The organism is Fibrella forsythiae (genome assembly GCF_017353175.1).
In the GTDB taxonomy this organism is placed as follows: Bacteria; Bacteroidota; Bacteroidia; order Cytophagales; family Spirosomataceae; genus Fibrella; species Fibrella forsythiae.
This window is the reverse complement of sequence record NZ_JAFMYW010000009.1, coordinates 288,808-307,353: the sequence shown is the minus strand read 5'-3', so window position 1 is coordinate 307,353 and position 18,546 is coordinate 288,808. Positions and strand designations below refer to the sequence as shown.

General features: G+C 48.2%; 12 protein-coding genes and 1 tRNA gene. 10 read left to right on the top strand and 3 right to left on the bottom strand.

All coding sequences use genetic code 11. The features are described 5' to 3' along the window. The first annotated feature begins 3 nt into the window (after nucleotides 1–3). The 6 genes from J2I46_RS25775 (at nucleotide 4) to J2I46_RS25750 (ending at nucleotide 8,160) form a co-directional block, all read left to right on the top strand. Nucleotides 4–723: a DUF5131 family protein gene (locus tag J2I46_RS25775; protein ID WP_207331964.1), complete on the top strand. Its 720-nt coding sequence runs from the start codon at nucleotides 4–6 to the stop codon at nucleotides 721–723. 205 nt (nucleotides 724–928) lie between these two features. Further along, on the top strand, nucleotides 929–2,269 hold the full coding sequence (locus J2I46_RS25770; RefSeq protein ID WP_207331963.1) for a restriction endonuclease subunit S: 1,341 nt from the start codon (nucleotides 929–931) through the stop codon (nucleotides 2,267–2,269). Nucleotides 2,270–2,429: 160 nt separating this feature from the next. Continuing rightward, nucleotides 2,430–2,795, top strand: a complete 366-nt coding sequence (locus tag J2I46_RS25765) for a hypothetical protein (RefSeq protein WP_207331962.1) — start codon at nucleotides 2,430–2,432, stop codon at nucleotides 2,793–2,795. Nucleotides 2,796–2,919: 124 nt separating this feature from the next. Continuing rightward, entirely contained in the window at nucleotides 2,920–5,361 is a 2,442-nt protein-coding gene (locus tag J2I46_RS32950) for an McrB family protein (RefSeq protein ID WP_229379950.1), read from the top strand. Further along, nucleotides 5,351–6,709: an McrC family protein gene (locus J2I46_RS25755; RefSeq protein ID WP_207331961.1), complete on the top strand. Its 1,359-nt coding sequence runs from the start codon at nucleotides 5,351–5,353 to the stop codon at nucleotides 6,707–6,709. Before J2I46_RS32950 ends, J2I46_RS25755 begins: the two co-directional genes overlap by 11 nt. Further along, a complete protein-coding gene (locus J2I46_RS25750; RefSeq protein WP_207331960.1) occupies nucleotides 6,706–8,160 on the top strand; it encodes a class I SAM-dependent DNA methyltransferase in 1,455 nt (484 codons plus the stop codon). Before J2I46_RS25755 ends, J2I46_RS25750 begins: the two co-directional genes overlap by 4 nt. A gap of 314 nt (nucleotides 8,161–8,474) precedes the next feature. On the opposite strand, the gene J2I46_RS25745 is transcribed toward J2I46_RS25750, so the two are convergent. Both J2I46_RS25745 and J2I46_RS25740 read right to left on the bottom strand, forming a co-directional pair. Beyond that, nucleotides 8,475–8,548: transfer RNA gene (locus tag J2I46_RS25745), tRNA-Pro, on the bottom strand. A 105-nt stretch (nucleotides 8,549–8,653) separates the two neighbouring features. Then, a complete protein-coding gene (locus tag J2I46_RS25740) occupies nucleotides 8,654–11,266 on the bottom strand; it encodes a zinc-dependent metalloprotease (RefSeq protein WP_207331959.1) in 2,613 nt (870 codons plus the stop codon). 106 nt (nucleotides 11,267–11,372) lie between these two features. Between J2I46_RS25740 and J2I46_RS25735 the strand changes: the two genes are divergently transcribed. Further along, nucleotides 11,373–11,891, top strand: coding sequence for a hypothetical protein (locus tag J2I46_RS25735; RefSeq protein WP_207331958.1), 519 nt, complete (start codon nucleotides 11,373–11,375; stop codon nucleotides 11,889–11,891). 200 nt (nucleotides 11,892–12,091) lie between these two features. Here the strand turns inward: J2I46_RS25735 and J2I46_RS25730 are convergent, their stop codons facing one another. After that, nucleotides 12,092–14,503, bottom strand: coding sequence for a M1 family aminopeptidase (locus J2I46_RS25730; protein ID WP_207331957.1), 2,412 nt, complete (start codon nucleotides 14,501–14,503; stop codon nucleotides 12,092–12,094). 325 nt (nucleotides 14,504–14,828) lie between these two features. Here J2I46_RS25730 and J2I46_RS25725 point away from each other — a divergent pair, with 325 nt between their 5' ends. From J2I46_RS25725 to J2I46_RS25715, 3 genes are all read left to right on the top strand, one after another. Next, a complete protein-coding gene (locus J2I46_RS25725; RefSeq protein ID WP_207331956.1) occupies nucleotides 14,829–16,565 on the top strand; it encodes a T9SS type B sorting domain-containing protein in 1,737 nt (578 codons plus the stop codon). A 92-nt stretch (nucleotides 16,566–16,657) separates the two neighbouring features. Continuing rightward, on the top strand, nucleotides 16,658–17,815 hold the full coding sequence (locus J2I46_RS25720) for a sensor histidine kinase (protein ID WP_207331955.1): 1,158 nt from the start codon (nucleotides 16,658–16,660) through the stop codon (nucleotides 17,813–17,815). Further along, complete coding sequence (locus tag J2I46_RS25715) at nucleotides 17,812–18,519, top strand: LytR/AlgR family response regulator transcription factor (protein ID WP_207331954.1); 708 nt, start codon at nucleotides 17,812–17,814, stop codon at nucleotides 18,517–18,519. The genes J2I46_RS25720 and J2I46_RS25715 overlap by 4 nt, the downstream gene beginning before the upstream one ends. Nucleotides 18,520–18,546: the final 27 nt, after the last annotated feature.

Genomic DNA, 18,546 nt, shown 5'->3' with positions numbered 1-18,546 from the left:
CATATGGCTCAATCTAGTATTGAATGGACTGAAATGACCTGGAACCCGACAACAGGTTGTACCAAGGTTACAGCTGGCTGTAAGTTCTGTTACGCTGAGATTATGTCCCGGCGGTTGAAGGCTATGGGAGTTCCTAAGTATCAAAAGGGCTTCCGTATTGCTACCCATGAAGACCAGCTAGCAATACCCTATACTTGGAAAAAATCAAAGGTGGTGTTTGTCAACTCCATGAGTGATCTGTTCCACAAGGACGTACCCTTGGAATTCATACAGAAGGTTTTTGCTGTCATGAATGACAACCCACAACACGTTTTTCAGGTATTGACTAAACGGGCTGACGTTCTTTTGAAGTACCATACCCAGCTTAAGTGGACTCACAATATCTGGATGGGCGTATCTGTAGAAGATGACCGGGTTACAGAGCGGATTGACTTGTTACGGCAAACGGGAGCCCGGGTAAAATTCCTTTCTCTGGAACCATTAATAGGCCCCCTGAACGGTCTCAACCTGACTGGAATGGACTGGGTCATAGTAGGTGGAGAAAGTGGCCGTAAACCCCGTCCAATGGACCCTGACTGGGTATTAGACATCCAGGACCAGTGTGAACAAGCAGGAGTAGCTTTCTTTTTCAAACAGTGGGGAGGAACTAACAAGAAAAAAACAGGCCGGATTCTTAATGGTCGGACTTATGATGAAATGCCGGAACTGGAGTCTTTCATCTAATAAGGAAGTCTCTTCTTATGTGTAATCTTTGGATCCTTGACGGTAGGTATTATCAGCCGTTAAACCTCCTCAAACCTGAGATAATAGTAAGGCCAGATAACAACACGTACCTGGCCAACATAGCTTCAGATAATACAGTTGATCCGTTTTATCGGCTACTACCCACCCAGCTTCGTATATTGCCTATCCGTTACTACTAAAAATCATGTCTGAAGTACAATTACCGGAAGGTTGGATCTGGAAGAAACTAGGTAAAAGCGTCACTATAAATCCGAAGCTGAGCAGGAAAGATATTCCGACTGAATTACAAGTTTCCTTCTTACCAATGAGAATGGTTGAAGAGGTGACTGGCCGGTTTAATCTTGCTGAAACCCGCCAATACGGTGAGGTCAAAAAGGGATTTACAGCCTTTCAGGATGAAGACATCATCTTTGCTAAAGTGACTCCCTGTATGGAAAACGGGAAGATTGCAGTAGTAAGTGGTCTAAAGAATAAGATAGGATTTGGCTCAACAGAGTTTCACGTTTTCCGTTGTCAACAAGACCTAGACAACAAATACCTCTTTTATTTTCTAGTACAACGACGGTTCCGCCATGAGGCAGAAGGAAGTATGACCGGAGCTGTTGGCTTGAGACGGGTACCAAAATCGTTTCTAGAAGAGTACTTAATTCCTGTCCCTCCCCTCCCAGTCCAATACCAGATAGTAGCCCGGATTGAAGAGTTATTTTCCGAGTTAGACGCCGGGGTAAACGAGCTAAAAACGGCCCTATACCGGCTAAAAACATACCGACAGGCTGTACTACAGAATCAGTTGAGCAACAAAAATTGGCCCACAATTCAGTTAGATGGGCTGTTACAACTTGGTAGAAATAGCATAAAGACGGGACCGTTTGGAATGGCTTTGAGCAAATCTGATCACAGAGCAGAAGGTGTACCAGTCTTAGGAATCGAAAATATAGGTAGGGGGAAGTTTTGGGATAGAAACAAAATATTCATTACTGCTGATAAAGCAGCAGAATTATCTTCATACACGGTTTCAGAGGGAGACTTAATTATTTCACGTTCAGGGACGGTTGGAGAGATCTGTATTGTCCCACCCAAAATGGAAGGTAGTATCATCTCGACAAACCTTATAAAACTCTCGCTAAACAAAAACGTAGTTGATCCACAATACTTTTGTTACCTTTTTCTGGGATGTCGATCTGTTCTTAATTCAGTTAAAGATCAGTGTAAAGGCAGTACAAGAGACTTCCTAAATCAAGGCATCCTTAAATCCTTAGATTTCCCTTTACCTGATCTACATTTCCAGAAACAAATAGTTTCAGAAATAGAAGCCCGGTTATCGGAAGCGGAGGCTATGGAAACCACTATCCGGCAGGAATTAGTCAGAGCCGAGAATCTCCGGCAGAGTATTTTAAAACAAGCTTTCGAGGGAAAACTAGTCCCATCAACAATGTACCCATCCCTCCAATCGGAAGTAGCTAAGGTTGCTGAACCGGACCTCTCAAATTACGGAGGCAAAGCCGATCAGTTGACACTGTTCTAATCCATACCTTACCTAATCTACATGGCTATCACCGATTAACACTGGCTAATCTTTGATTACATGGAAACATACCTTCGTGAACACCCGGAAGAAGTAGAAACTGTTATCAATAGACGTTTGGCAGGATGGTTACATATGACAAATCCTGTAACACTCGGATATGGCTTACATTACAAAGAGTAATTTTGAAGGGCGGGGACCATTATCTCGTTACAGAAGTATACACCTTGAGTACGGCTGTCCAAGGTTGTGGGCAGATTATCGTGATTATCAAATACCTCAAGAGATAACTCAGGACCCTGTTAAAGTAGAGTCATTTAATACACTTAAGACCGCTAAAGCTGAACAGTGGGATTTACTATCGGTGACAGAAGTTGCTTCAGATCTAAGTATAGACCTTAGGCAACATATTAGTCCTGCCTTTATAAAAGTTATTCCTAACAGTGGTCCTGAAGGTATAGGTGATGACCTGGATCCATATTTAAACCAAGGGTACAAATTGTGTAATACCTGTTTTAGACCTTGATTATGTAACTATCACTCTATTACAACACTGGGTTAGGCTTCTGAACAAACTGTCTCTAGTTACTGAGATAAAGCCATTTCATTGACCCTGTTTTAAATCAAACTCATACCTTGACTAATTATACATGGCTATAACTGATTACCACCGGGCAATCTTTGATTACTTGGAGGTCTACCGTACTCAGCATCCTGAAACTAATCTTACCTATTCTCTACGTCAGAACAACGGAGTAAAAAAAGGGAGACTTCGAAACAAATATCTTTTTACAGGTAACGATAACTACATCAGTATTGGCCTATACAGTCCCATAAATTATAGCAGTAAGATTCGAAGTATATGTTTTGAAATAGGCTACGACTCTATTAACGACAAACTCAAAAATTCTCACTTAACCATTATATACAGTGATCTTAAATTAAAAGAACAAGAAGTCATCCATGAAACCGTTATTCAACAGATTGGACCAAACCTTTTCAAAGAGAGAGGCAATAAACGGTATGAATTATACTACTCAGATCCTGACTGGAAAGTAAATCTACAATCTTACCTTGAGCAACATAAACCCATTATAGATCGAGTATTCTTGGAGGCTGGTGTTACCAATCAATTTCACATCCCTAAAGAGGACTTGGAGGAATCCATTCAAGTTATAGCCCAGATGGATAAGATAAGTAATGACAAAGCTGGTTTCACATGGATTCCTTTCTATCGTGAGTTATGCTCAAAGCTTCTCCATTATAATACAGAAGAATTAATTAGCCTTACAAAGGAAGTACTAAAGGTAGAAGAGCTTTCTGGACTTACGGATAAAGATGCTAACGGGAATTCAATGGACTTGACAGTTATTGATCCTTACACATTACTGTCCTTCATCCGTATCTGTCCAGATAATAAACGATCAGACTTATTCAGTCAGTTGAAGGAACAGTTGTCACTTGCTAGCCCAGTCCCAACTGATTTTTCAGGTTTATACACAGACAAAAACCAGTGGATCTGGATGTTTGGTTATTCTTATGAGAGGGAGCCAGATGACATTGACAAGCTAAAAAATCTGTATACATTAGTTGAACAGAACAACCTTTCTGAAGAGCTGTTTAATCAGGTACTATCCATCAAAAAAATTTACCGGTCAAAGCTTACAGAAGGTTTGTTTTCTCAATATCCAGAATCCTTCTTTCCAATTAACTCTATAACAAAAGAGTGGCTAGAACATAGATCCATACAGAGTAACTATTTAATACATTCCTACGATGACTACCAGAATCTTATGAGTGATATTCGAAAACGTGACAAAAGGCCATTTTACGTAATTTCAGAAGAAGCTTATCAAGAAAGTCAATCCAAGAAAGCTCAGTCCAGTTTACACAAGATTCCAGAGTATAACCCTATGACCTCATATATAAGTACTTACTCTAAAAACATTATTCTTTATGGACCACCGGGCACTGGTAAGACCTTCGGAACAATTGATTTAGCTATTGATATTATAGATGGGCCAAGTAATTCGAATCATAAACAAAAAAAAGTCAGGTACGACCAGCTCAGAAAGGAAGGTCAAATAGAGTTTGTTACTTTTCACCAAAACTACTCTTACGAAGACTTTGTGGTCGGTATAAAACCAGACGTTGATACTGACACAGCAGGATTAAGATTCGAAAAACGTGAAGGTATTTTCTACAAAATCAGTAAACGATCAGAGACTAATTTCAGAGGAAGCCTCGTAGGAGGGAATATCCAAATAAAATCTTTTGAAGAAGTAATAGAGGAACTAACAGTTAAAGTCCAGGTAGGAGAAATAGAATTGGAGACCAAAGCTGGCTATCCATTGTATATTACTTGGGATAAGGACAAACAAAAATTAATGTATCGACGGTCTACTGGAGCGGCTTACGATTTGTCTTTATCTAGTTTAAAAAAATCTTATGAAGGAACTGCTGAGCAATACAATAATCAGAGGACTTACTACAATCCTATAGCTGATCTATTACGGAAAGAAGCTGAAGTAAAGCTAGTTACTCCTAATGTCCTTAAAAGTTTTGTTCTCATAATTGATGAAATAAACCGGGCTAATATGTCTCGGGTTTTTGGGGAGCTAATTACCCTGTTGGAAGATGATAAACGGTTAGGAGCGGAGAATGAACTTACGGTAACTCTATCGTCTGGAGAGTCGTTTGCTCTCCCTCCTAATCTATACCTAATTGGTACTATGAATACGGCCGATAAGTCCTTAGCCTTGCTGGATATTGCCCTTCGAAGACGGTTTGAGTTTATCTACACCAAACCAGACCCCGAGCTACTGGAGAGCAAGGCTAAGGAAGTTCTAAAAAAGCTGAATCAGGCTATCCGAGATGAACACAAACCTGCCGATTTCCTGATTGGCCACGCTTACTTCATGGGTAAAGATGGGTCTCAACTTCCAGAGGTATTCGACAACCGGGTTACTCCCTTACTGATGGAGTATTTCAACGGTAAGGTTCAGACCGTAATCAAGGTACTGGATAAGGCCGGGGTTAAAGCCATAGCTGATCCGATTACCGATGAACTGAAGGTCAGCTATGTGGAATAATCCAATTAACCTGGTTGAACACCATCTGAGACTTGGTTTAGAGCTAACCAAAGACCAGATAGCTGGCTTAAATCAGTATCTGGATACCGTTTGGGAGACCAGATCACTATTCTATGATGAAGACCCAGAAACCCCACTTTCCGTCAAGCAGCCCTTTTTAGAGTTTGTCTACGATCCTGTTAGCGGACAGCCTAGCTTAAAAGCTGGTAAGTACGTTGGTTTTATTCAGTATGAGGGACTGACCATTCAGATTATCCCTAAACTGTTCGATAAAGATCAAGCTGATCTGGCTTTCCGGCATTTACTGTGGTGGATGGATTATAGCCAACGAGTCCGCTTCCCCTTTGCTGATCTCCTGACCGGTTCAGAGTTTATCAGTAACTTCCCGGAAGCTCTAATCAGGTACTTTGCCCGGTTTGCTTATCAGTTGGTTTCTACATCTCCTTACCATAAGTACGAGGAAATAACCGATACCATGCCATACCTACGTGGCCGGTTAAATACCCAAGCTTACGTAAATAATAGTCTGAGCCAAGGAAACTGGCACCAGCTGGTTTGTGACTATGAACCATTCCTGTTCAACAACCGGCTAAATCAGATTATCAAGTTTGTAGCCCGTCGGTTGACTCACCTGTGTCAGCAGAAAGATACACACCGGGACCTTGATAAGATTGTATTTCTACTGGATGAGGTAGATGACCTTCCTTGTACCGCTCAGGATTGCGACACGGTACTGGTTAGCCGGTTCTTTCAGGAGTATGACCACTGTCTAGATATGTGTCGGTTTTTCTTGACCGATCAGTACTCAAACCGGAAAGATGATCAACAACGACATTTCTGTTTTCTGGTCCCGATGGATCTGATCTACGAAGATTTCATTACCGGAATTGTCAAAACTCATCTGGGAAACCGATTTACCGTAACTTCTCAGGCTGTCAATTACCTGGCTGCTACACATCCGACCGGAAACAAGGTATTCAAGATCAAGAATGACATCCTGTTAACCGATAAAGCCAACAAAGCGGTCACGGTGGTAGATACCAAGTACAAAGTCAGGAAGTATGAGTCGGCCGATAATAAAGCCGGAATCAGCCAGACAGACCTGTATCAGATGGTGAGTTACGGGCTCAGACAAAACTCCCGGGATGTACTTTTGTTGTATCCGCTTGCCCATTATGAAGCTTCAAGGTCAGTACAGGAATTTACCGTTACCTCAGCTTTACTGGCTAACCAGCCAATTCACATACGGGCTGTCGACCTCACCCTAACCGGTGAGTCACAACAAGCCATAGTAGACACTCTTTTACCTCAACTAACAGCAGCCTTCAACCTGCCAACTAACTCATGAGTACAAACGGCCTAATTCAAAAAGTCTGGAATTTCTGTAATACCCTCCGGGATGATGGTATGGGTTACGGAGATTACCTGGAACAGTTAACCTACCTGCTGTTCCTGAAAATGGCCGATGAATACAGTAAACCCCCTTATTTTCGAGATACCCATATTCCTCAGGAATACAACTGGGAGACATTGACCAACAAGAATGGGGCTGAATTGGAAGTCCATTACGTTCATATCCTGTCTCAACTGGGTAAAGAGCAGGGAATGATCGGTCAGATCTTTTTCAAGGCTCAGAACAAGATTCAGGACCCGGCCAAGCTACTGAAACTGGTCAGGCTGATCAATGAAGAAACCTGGATCGGACTGGATACCGATGTGAAAGGGGATATCTACGAGGGTCTGTTAGAGAAGAACGCGGAGGATACTAAATCCGGAGCTGGTCAGTACTTTACTCCCCGGCCGCTTATTCGGGCTATGGTTGACTGTATGCAGCCTGAGCCTATGAAAACCATAGCAGATCCAAGCTGTGGAACCGGGGGCTTCTTTCTGGCTGCTTATGATTACCTGGCTAAAAAGGAGCTAGACCGGGAACAGCTTAAATTTCTGAAGTACGAAACATTCCGGGGCTGGGAGATCGTCCCTAATACTACCCGGCTCTGTTTGATGAACCTGTTTCTTCACAACATCGGTGATCTAAATAGTGAGCCCCCCGTTGAACGGAACGACAGCCTGATCAGCCAACCAGCCAAGCGGTTTGACTATGTACTAGCTAATCCCCCATTCGGTAAGAAGAGCAGTATTACGGTAACTAATGAGGACGGGGATCAGGAACGAGAGGCCCTTACTTACCAGCGACAGGACTTCTGGGCTACCACCTCTAACAAACAGCTCAATTTCCTCCAGCATATCCGGGCTCTGCTTAAGGTAGACGGTAAAGCTGCGGTTGTCTTACCTGATAACGTTTTGTTTGAAGGAGGAGCCGGGGAAACTGTCAGGAAACGTTTACTACAGAGTACCGACCTACATACTATTCTCCGGTTACCGACGGGTATCTTCTACGCTCAGGGAGTAAAGGCCAACGTTCTGTTCTTCGACAACAAGCCAGCCAGTAAAAACCCGTGGACTAAAGAGGTCTGGATATACGATTACCGGACCAATGTAAAGCATACCCTGAAAACTAACCCCCTCCGGCTAGATCATCTCCAGGACTTTGTTGACAGTTACAGCCCGGATAACCGGCAGAACCGGGTAGAGACAGATCGGTTCCGTAAATTCAGCTATGACGAAATTATAGCCCGGGATAAAACCAGTCTGGATATCTTCTGGCTAAAGGATGATTCACTGGGAGACATGGATAACCTACCCAACCCAGATTTGCTAGCTCTGGATATTGTCGAGAATCTGGAATCAGCCCTTGACAGTTTCCGACAGATTGTAAGCCGTCTCGAGCCAGTTTAAGCTAAAAACAGAAAGCCCGTACAGAATCAATGTACGGGCTTCTTTTTGTCTTACCTACCGATGAGAAGTCAGGTTGATCAGGTTCAATCTGGCTGATCTAGTCCCCTCCTACCGACCACTATCTACCAGTTAGAAAACGGAATAATTGTATAGATTTGTCCAGCCATCTGTAATCCAGACAGCAGTTAATTAGGAAACCCAGTTAACTCTTGAGATATCAGCAAAGGGAAGTCAGGTTCAACTAGTTGTTTTAACTATGTTTAAACCGGAAATAAAAAAGGGAGCTACATCTCTGTAACTCCCTGATTACTAAGTCGGGAAGGCGGGATTCGAACCCACGACCTCTTGCACCCCATGCAAGCACGCTACCGGACTGCGCTACATCCCGAATGGAGATGCAAAAGTAACGAATACTCGACAATGTACAATGAATAATGGCGCTGCCAAGGCTAAATTTTACCCGGCAGCGCCATTATCATCAATCAACTACCTTCTACCCTTTCTTCGGATCCAGCGCATTTTGAATCCGTGCCTGAATGTCGGCCAGGTGGTATTTGCTCATCGTGTCGGTTTGGCGAGGCACAGCCGCAGCAATGCTCCGCTGCAGGCTAACCAGCTGACCACGAACGACTGACATGATATCTGACTTACGGATATCTGTAACCGGGCCGGGGTTAAATCGGAAGCCCGCACCCGCAAAAGGAGCTGCCCCCGCACCAGCTGATGCAGGTGTATTAAGCACGGCAATCAGCTTTTCCGCATATGCCTTCTGCAGGTTCCGACGGTAGATATCTACCGCTTTTCCTGAGGCGAGTTCACTAAAAATACCGTTCTGTAAATCGCCCATGAATTCGATCAGCGTGTAGGTCGGCGTGCCCGACTTAGCTAGTGAACCTGAACCTGTTTCGATCAGGCGCGACAACCGGCCAACGTCAGTCAGGCTATTCAGCGTGGTTTCCTGAAGCGTACGGATGTAATCGATGCCCTGATCGGCGCGTACCAGCGGCATGATTTTCGGATCGAGAATCCAGGTTGGGGTCTGGAATAATTGCGTGTTCAGGAAAGCCATGGCTTCTTTCTGCAACGCTTTAGGCGTTGGTTCATAAACCGTCATGCCCGTCTGGTCGTAGGTACGTGGCGTTTCGTAGATACCCCCTACGTATTTGGTCACGTGACCCATATACCGGCGGAACTGACCAACTACTTCACCGTACATTTCACGCAGCTTGTCATAATCTTCAGCTTCTTCTTTCGTCCATTCGGTCAGGTTTGGCATAATGCGCTTCAGGTTTTTGATACCATACTCGCTGGCTTTCATCGCGTTATCGCCCAAATCTTCGCTCTGCGAACGGGGATCCATTGGGTTGATCTCCGTACCGAACCAGTAGCGTGGATCTTTCTCGTGACTCTTCACCCAAGTATTTAGCACCAGTTTGTCGGCCGTAGCGTCTTTGGTATCATACACAGGTTTATAGCCCCACTCGATCGCCCAGATATCGTACGTGCCAATGCGCGGGAACAGGTCGGTGATGCCATCTTCAGGCTGGGCTACGTAATTGAAACGGGCGTAGTCCATGATCGAAGCGGTATGGCCATTCTGCGCGATGAACGCTTTGTCGCGTAGTTTCTCAACGGGTGTAGCGTGGCTTGAACCGAAGTTGTGGCGCAGACCCAGCGTGTGGCCTACTTCGTGGCTCGACACGAAACGAACCAGTTGGCCCATCAACTCATCATCGAACTTGGGCTTGCGGGCACGGACATCTACGGCAGCGCCTTGCACCACGTACCATTTACGCAGCAGGTTCATTACGTTGTGGTACCAACCAATGTGGCTTTCGATGATCTCGCCCGAACGAGGATCATTCACGTTTGGTCCGTAGGCATTCTCAATGTCGGAGGCGAAGTAGCGAATCACCGAGTAACGGGCATCTTCGAGGCTCAACGTGGTATCAGTGCGGTTCCAGTCTTTGGCAATAATAGCGTTTTTCCAGCCTGCTTTTTCAAACGCTTTCTGCCAGTCGGCCACACCCGCTTTCAGGAATGGACGCCATTTGGTCGGTGTTGCCGGATCGATGTAGTATACGATCTGTTTCTTTGGCTCAATCAATTCACCTTTTTTCTGACGCTCGGCATCGGCATCATTTTTGGCTTCCAGACGCCACCGAACGGCAAACGTTTCGTCTTCTGTCCGCTGTGAGTTGTCATCATATACAGTGTAATTGTTGGCGAAGAAGCCAACGCGGCTGTCGAACAGGCGTTTGCGCATGGGCTCTTTCGGCAGCAGGATCATCGACGTGTTGATCTCCATCGTAACGGCCCCGGCATCATTACCTCCTGGCAGCGTCACGGTTTGCTGTGGCGTTGGAATTGGCGATGGCGGCGTTGGCGTGGTGTTCACGTTGAACGTCTTCGTTACCCGCACTTCCGTGTTGATGGGATATGACTTGATGGTCTGGATGAATGACCGATCAGCCGCGGCAGCCAAAATCCGATAACGGGCTTTAGTGGCGGGGGTTAACGAAACAACCTGGTTATCGTTCCGGAAAAAATCCGTTACGTCGATCACCGTCGATGAATCTTTCCGGATTGCCCGAACGTCGAATGCAGCAGCAATCGGCTCCACGTTTGAGTTGCGCACGGCCTGCGAAATAGGCAATGTATCACCACCGGCCATGCCAACGTTGATGTAACTCACCACCCGCAACAGTAATCGACGATCCGGGCCACGCTCCCAGCGCAGCACCTGACGGTTGGCCAGTTCGCCACCGTAACCGGCACCGGTTGGTGCCTTGGCAATCCGGGTAATAGCCATAAACTCGCGGCCCAGCAGTGAATCGGCAATCTCGAAATAATATTTGTCGTCGATCTGATGCGACGTAAACAGTCCTTTGCTGGTTTTGGCAGCACGAGTGATTACTTCACGGTACGGTTTGATGGCAACACGAGGCGGGCCAGCCGCAGTAGGTGATCCAGTATTAGGTGTTGTAGTTGCCGATATGACCGACGTAGAGGTGGGTGCGTCTGGTCGCCGGTTTTGCGCCAGGGCGGGCACAGCTAGTCCCAGCAGCAGCATGCCGCGCAGGACAGTTGATAGATGTTGATGCATTTAAAGAGATATATTTACAGGGTCACGCATAAGCATGCGCTGTTAAAATTACTATATACGAACCGACTATTTAGCAACTGGTATCCTATATTCAGCCTCCTTATTTATGAAATATCCCCGACGGCTTTCATCAGGTGCCAATAACACGGTCATTGCGCTGTCAGAAACAGAAGTAGCCAAATTATTTTCGGGTGATACCCGCTCAGACATCGGTTCAGAAGCGGAGAAAATGCGATTTGCCAATGCCATCAACGAACTGATAGTCCGGTTCAGCCGCCTCGATTACAACGACACGCTGGAGGCCGAAATGCTGGTCATGGAGCGCATCTATCCGATCGATTATCGCGCTCATGAAGTCGAACGTCGGGAGCTATGGTTCGATGTGTTCGCCGACGAACTGGCGCAACTGCATGCCAACGGTTTTGTACACCGCGACTTAAAACGGCCCTCCGGTCTCGACGGTCTGGCCTTCGATAATATCCTTCTTACCGATCGCGGTTTACGCCTAATCGACGTGGGAATCTCGGCCTTGAAGCACCAGGTTGGCGACAAGATATTTGCCAGGTACGTTGCCCACGAACAGGATGAACTGGCCCTATTTCGAGATTATTTTCTGAATAGATAGTTTCTACCAGCAGTCGATTACATTCATTATTTGAGTAAGCAGCGCTCTTTCTTGTCATCCCGACGACAGGAGCGGTCCGCCGTTGCGGGATGACAAAAAGCCTCAAGGCAGCGAAAACCGAAGCTTTAAAACACCTTCTCAAGCATAAAAAAAGTCCCCTGACGAGCAGCCGGGGGACTTTTTTTGTAAAGAGAATCTATCTACCGGCGTGGCCCGGTGCCTTGCTGAGCAGGAGGCGTACCACCGGTTTGGCGTTGCTGCTGCATTGGGTTTTGACCTTGTGGGCCGAAACCGCCGGGGCGCTGCTTGAACAATTGCAGACGTGTTGGCTTCGACACCCGCGGGAACGAATTGTTCTCCGTGTCGATATCAGCAATCTCCTGATACGGGTCGAGCGTCCATTGCGTTACCTTTTTATTTGTGGCAAATACTTTGGCGATCTGGTTAGTGTTGTAGCGCCAGATTTCGGCTGGAAGGCGGGCTACCGAGTCGGTGCCGTCTTCAAATTGCATGCGGATGATGACCGGCATCGGAATACCACCCTTGTTTTTCAACGTCAGCGTGTAGAAGTTTTGCTTCGATTCCAGCACGGCGCGCTCATCGGGCGTCAACGTGGCCAGGTAGTCCTGATACTTCTTCTTGTCGGCGTCGGTTACGGCAAACTGATCGTAGCGGTTGTAGAAATCCATCATCGTGGTATCCTGTGCTACTACAGTTTCTTTCTGCGTAGCGGCGTCGCGCTGTTTGGCCACGGTGTTCATCCGACGGTTGTACGCTTCTTTCGCTTCGGCTTTTACCACCTCCGGGTTTTGCGAGCTGGGCTGATACCAGTCTACTTCAACCAGATCCTGATCAACGGCATCGACACCGAAGAACCAGCCTTTCCAGAACCAGTCGAGGTCAACGCCCGAGGCGTCTTCCAAGGTGCGGAAGAAATCGGCAGGCTCAGGCGATTTGAACGCCCAACGGCGCGCGTATTCCTTGAACGCATAGTCGAACAGTTCGCGGCCCATCACGGTTTCGCGGAGGATGTTCAGGGCCGTTGCTGGCTTGGCGTAGGCATTAGCGCCCAGGTTGATCACGTTATCTGATGACGTCATGATCGGTGACAGGACCGATTTATCAGCCTTCATGTAATCGACAATGTACTGAGGCTCACCCCGGCGGCTTGGGAAGTTGTAGTCCCATTCTTTTTCGGCCAGATACTGGCAGAACGTGTTCAGGCCTTCATCCATCCAGGTCCACTGGCGTTCGTCGGAGTTCACGATCATGGGGAAGAAGTTGTGGCCCACTTCGTGAATGATTACGCCGATCATACCGGCCTTGGTTTGCTCAGAATAGGTGCCATCGGCTTCCGGGCGACCACCGTTGAACGAGATCATCGGATATTCCATACCACCGCCAGCGGTGGCGTGGCACGAGATCGCTACCGGATACGGATACCTGATGGTGCGATTGCCATACGATTTCAGCGTGTGCTCAACAACGCGGGTTGAGTACTGACCCCACAGTGGGTTGCCTTCTTTTGCGTAGAATGACATGCTCCAGATTTTCTTACCATCACCGTACACGTCGGTCTGCATAGCGTCCCAGATGAACCGGCGGCTGCTGGCGAAGGCAAAGTCACGAACGTTATCCGCTTTGTAGACCCACGTTTTGGTGGTTTTCACGTCTTCGGGTTTCGCTTTCAGCGCTTCTTCAGCCTCAGCCTGCGTCACAATCACCACTGGCGACTTGCTGGTAGCGGCCTTAGCCAGACGTTGCTGCTGCGTAGCCGACAGTACCTGCTTGTAGTTCAGACATTCACCGGTTGAGCCAACCACGTGGTCGCTTGGTACGGTGATGGCCACTTTGTAGTTACCGAAGATCAGTGTGAACTCACCTGTTCCCAGAAACTGCTTGTGCTGCCAGCCGTTCACATCGTTGTAGGCGCAAAGGCGTGGAAACCAGTGGGCGATGAAGTAATTACTGTTGCCGTCTTTGAATTTCTCCAGACCACTCCGACCGTAGTATTCGGTGACGAAGTAATTCCAGTCGACGTTAAACGCAAAGGACGTACCTGGCTTCAATGGCGTTGGCAGGTCGATCCGCATCATCGTCTGGTTGATGGTGTACGGCAGCGTCTGACCTGCTTTGGTTGTCACTTTCGTGATCTTATAGCCGTATTTATCGCTGGCCTGCTGCTGGCTGCGTTCCCGCACCGAGGTCAGGTTCTGTAATTGGGCAAAGGTCATGCCGGCTTCAGGTACACCGCCCGTGCGGGTGATGCTGCTGGTTGATCCTTTGGCAAACAGGTTCTGGTCGAGTTGGAGCCAGATGTAGCGCAGTTCGTCGGTCGAGTTGTTGAAATACGTTACCGTTTCTGTACCGATGATCTTCTGTTGCGCATCGTCGAGGGTGACTTTAATGTCGTAATCGGCCCGGTTCTGGAAGTAATCTTTGCCCGGCGACCCGGCAGCCGTACGGAAAGTGTTCGGCGTGGGCAGCACGGGTCCAAGCTGCTCGAATTTATCGTTGGCACTGAAATTTGACGGAGCCGTTTGGGCGATGGCTCGTTCGCCAATCAGCAGAGCCAGGGCTATAGCCAGCACCGACCCAATTGTGTGTCGCATAGAGATAGGTTTGTTCATGAAATACAGCCTTAAAAATACAGAAAAAGCGGATAACGAATGGGCAAACCCTCTTTCCGCTCATCACAAATGAAAAAATGCCAATTAATTAGTCGTCAAATCGCTTAATCGACGTAAAAAATTGGGCGACTTATCACTTCGGCCTTATTGGCGAAACGATTTGTCGTTGCCGCGTTGCTGCCCGGCCCCAAGCCTATCATATACCTCACTATTCGCTGTTTTTACCGGCAAACGGCCGAATTCGGCAACAGTTGTGCCAGCGGTAACGTACCTGTAAGCTCATCGTGCAGGCTGAACGAGAGTAGGTATGGGCAAACATATATTTGTATCGGGACTATTGATCCTTCATAGTTTCCTGGCCATCGGGCAATCACTGGATTGCAGCAATATCGGTTTCGAGGAGGGGACAACGCGTGGCTGGGTGCTGACCAACGGCTCGGTTACCGACATTAACCAGAAAACGGTTTATGAGGGCGAGACGGCAGGTACGTTCGAGAATGGTCACCTGATCACAAGCGCCGGCAACGATCCCAACGTAACCGCCGAAGCCATTCCGATGGTGGCACCCGGCAGTACGCATTCGCTGCGGATCGGCAACGTAACGCGTGGTTCCCGTTTCGATCGTATTCGGGGCTCATTTGTCGTCACGGCCGATAATACGCTGTTTCAGTACCGATTTGCCGTGGTATTACAGAACCCGACCCATCAACCCTATCAGCAGCCCGGCTTTAGCATCCGGATTACCAATCAGGCCGGGGCACTGCTGGCGTGTAGCGACTACGACGTCACGGCCGCTGCCAACATTACCGGGTTCAAAAACCAGGGGGACATTCGCTACCGTAACTGGACCACCGGCGCCATTGATCTGCGGGCGTATCTGGGTCAAACGGTCACGGTAGAGGTAACGGCGCACGGCTGTACTGAAAAGAGGCATTTCGGCTATGCTTACTTCGATGCCCAATGCCTGAAAACCGAGGTCACGCAGGCCCTGTACTGCCCCGGCGTTGATCAGTTTATGACGCTGAAAGCACCCGAAGGGTTTGCCACCTATGCCTGGAGCACCAGCGAAACCACGGCCAACATCGTCATTAAACCCGTTCAGGGTGCCAGGTATTCCGTTACCGTTATGCCTTATTCGAGCCTCAACAGCGCCTGCCAGTTATCGCTCGATTATACCGTGAAGGTGGGTCAGCCGGTTGCTCCCACCCTACACACAGCCACGATCTGCGAAGGCGATGCCTATCAGGTTGGTGATTCGTATTACCAGACAGCGGGAACGTACCTGACGGCTGTGAAACGAGGCGCGCAACAATGCGACAGTCTGGTACAAATGACGTTGACTGTCCGGCCGCTCCTCCGACGTACCCAGACCGTTACCGTTTGCGATGGTGACAGTATCCGAATGGGCGGGATAGCCTACCGAACCGCCGGTACGTATCAGACCCGTATTAACCAACCCGACCCGCTTTGCGACAGCCTGATCACGACCGAGGTCATTGTTAACCCATTCAAACTGACGGTCTCGCTCAGTAAGTTGATTCGTCCCGGCGAAACGGGACAGTTGCAGGCCCAGGTATTGGCAGGCAGCGGTACGACCACGTTTGGCTGGTTACCGCCCAACGATCTTTCCTGCCCCACCTGCGCCACTACCCTGGCTAAACCAACGGCTACAACCCAATACACCGTGCTGGCCGAAAATGCGGAGTTAGGCTGTCGGCGAACGGCTACCGTCTGGCTGGCGGTGGGGTCTTGCATTCTGTACGCACCCGACGTGTTTACGCCGAACCGCGACGGAACGAACGACGTCTTTTTCATTCCAGCTAATGTCTGCATTCGGCAGATCAATGAGTTAACGATCTACAACCGCTGGGGCGAAGTGATCTACCACTGCCAGAACGTAGCCGCTGGTGATCCGGCAGCGGGTTGGGACGGGCGTTACCGAGGCGTGGATTGTGAGGCGGACGAATACGTCTACAAAGTGCAGGTCGACTTTGAGAACAACAACCCAGGTTCGTTTCAGGGTCGGCTATTGCTCATTCGTTAATTTAGCTCGTTGGTTACCACGTCTGTTGGGCAAGGGTCGCTCCGCATATTATACATGAATTTACATTCAGAGTTAGCCTGCTGGTTACGTGCATGAGAAATTGGCTTAATACCTATGCGCTGCGTCTGATTGCAGGAGCCGCTCTGCTGGCACTTCCTTTTCTGTTTATAATCAGTGAGGGCACAGATGTCAATCACCTGATCCCGCATCGGCATGACATTCAAAATACCCTGACGTACCTGGCCCTGCTTCTTTTCTCCTATGTCAACTACACCATCTTCGTGCCCCGGTGGTATCTGCGAAAACAGTATTCGCGGTACTTTGTCGTAGTTGTCATGTGCCTGCTTGGCGCTACCCTGATTCCTCAACGCATTGAACAGTGGTTTTTCCTGAAGCCTCCCGCCAACCCGACAGTAGCTGGCTGGGCCAAGCAGTTGCTATGGGAAGAAAACCTTTTTCCGCCTATACCGCCGCAACACGATCATCGGCCACCGGCTAACCAGCACGATCCGGTAACCGGGCCGCCGCCTCAACGCCCCGACGACCTTGATGGCCTTTTCCCCACAACGCCACTATCGGTTAAACTCGGCATTATCTTCTTGCTGGGGACTGTTAGCATCCTGACCTCTATTTCTGTGCAAACCAACAACCGGCTGCGTCAGGTTGAAACAGACCAATTGCTGGCCGAGCTCAGCCAGTTGAAAGCGCAGATACAGCCCCACTTCCTGTTCAACACACTTAACAGCATTTATGCCCTGGCTATTCGCCGCGACGACCGCACCGCCGAGACCATCGTCAAGCTGTCGGAGTTTATGCGCTACATGATTCGTGATGTCCATCATGATACCGTCGCGCTGGACAAGGAAGTACAGTACATGGCTAACTACATCGATTTACAACGTGCCCGGCTTCGCGACTCCGTCGTAATCGACTACACGCTGGACGGCAATACCAGCGGAAAACAAATTGCCCCACTCGTCTTGTTCTCTTTCATCGAAAATGCGTTCAAGTACGGAGTCAACCCGAACGAAGAATCAGTTATCCGCATACAGCTGCAACTACAGATCAACTCATTACGGTTGCAGGTATACAATCGAAAAGTACCTGTCAGTCATCTTGAGCCGTCGACTGGTATTGGTTTGCCAAACGCCAGAGAGCGGCTTCGGCTGCTCTATCCAGCGGCCCACAAACTTCTCATCGAGGACGTACCTGATCACTTTGCCGTTGACCTGACCATTACCCTGCTATGATTCGAGCGATTGCGTTAGACGACGAACTACCCGCCCTGGATATCATTGACGCCTTTTGCCGCCAGATCGATGGTATAGACCTGCAAAAGACGTTTCACCGAACCAGCGACGCCCGGCATTTCCTCGAAGAGAACCCGGTAGACCTTTTATTTACCGATATCAACATGCCTGCCGAATCAGGACTTGATTTCTGCCGAACCATTAATCCGGCTTTACAGACACACAGAACGCTGGTCATTTTCACCACCGCGCATATGGAGTACGCTGTAGAAAGCTATTCGCTGCAGGCCCTGGACTACCTGCTGAAACCATTCACCTTCGAGCGGTTCAAACAGGCCGTAGCCAGGGCAAACGAACAGATTGCCTTGCTGCGCCAATCAGCTGACCAGCAAGACACGTACCTGTTTTTCCGCATCGACTACAGACTTGTGAAAGTGACAGTCGCTGACATTCAGTTCATCGAAGGGCTTGACAACTACCTGAAAATTCATTTGCTGGGTCAGAAGACACTGGTAGTACGTATGACCATGAAAGCCTTAATCGAGAAGCTTCCTTCCACAGGCTTTGTACGGGTTCATCGGTCCTACATCATAGCGCTGCGCTATATCGCGACGGTACGTAATAAATTCATCAGCATTGGCAACGAAGAAATCCCGATCAGCGGTAGTTACGAGGCTGACTTCAATCGTCTCTTTACGCTGTAGCCCTTGCTCAGTTCACCCCAGTATTTA

What these genes read in the sequence shown, in the direction of transcription:
- J2I46_RS25750 (WP_207331960.1), top strand. Translation starts at nt 6,706, where the DNA reads ATGAGTACAAACGGCCTAATTCAAAAAGTCTGGAATTTCTGTAATACC.
- J2I46_RS32950 (WP_229379950.1), top strand. Translation starts at nt 2,920, where the DNA reads ATGGCTATAACTGATTACCACCGGGCAATCTTTGATTACTTGGAGGTC.
- J2I46_RS25770 (WP_207331963.1), top strand. Translation starts at nt 929, where the DNA reads ATGTCTGAAGTACAATTACCGGAAGGTTGGATCTGGAAGAAACTAGGT.
- J2I46_RS25720 (WP_207331955.1), top strand. Translation starts at nt 16,658, where the DNA reads ATGAGAAATTGGCTTAATACCTATGCGCTGCGTCTGATTGCAGGAGCC.
- J2I46_RS25725 (WP_207331956.1), top strand. Translation starts at nt 14,829, where the DNA reads ATGGGCAAACATATATTTGTATCGGGACTATTGATCCTTCATAGTTTC.
- J2I46_RS25775 (WP_207331964.1), top strand. Translation starts at nt 4, where the DNA reads ATGGCTCAATCTAGTATTGAATGGACTGAAATGACCTGGAACCCGACA.
- J2I46_RS25730 (WP_207331957.1), bottom strand. Translation starts at nt 14,503, where the DNA reads ATGCGACACACAATTGGGTCGGTGCTGGCTATAGCCCTGGCTCTGCTG.
- J2I46_RS25740 (WP_207331959.1), bottom strand. Translation starts at nt 11,266, where the DNA reads ATGCATCAACATCTATCAACTGTCCTGCGCGGCATGCTGCTGCTGGGA.
- J2I46_RS25765 (WP_207331962.1), top strand. Translation starts at nt 2,430, where the DNA reads ATGGCTTACATTACAAAGAGTAATTTTGAAGGGCGGGGACCATTATCT.
- J2I46_RS25755 (WP_207331961.1), top strand. Translation starts at nt 5,351, where the DNA reads ATGTGGAATAATCCAATTAACCTGGTTGAACACCATCTGAGACTTGGT.
- J2I46_RS25715 (WP_207331954.1), top strand. Translation starts at nt 17,812, where the DNA reads ATGATTCGAGCGATTGCGTTAGACGACGAACTACCCGCCCTGGATATC.
- J2I46_RS25735 (WP_207331958.1), top strand. Translation starts at nt 11,373, where the DNA reads ATGAAATATCCCCGACGGCTTTCATCAGGTGCCAATAACACGGTCATT.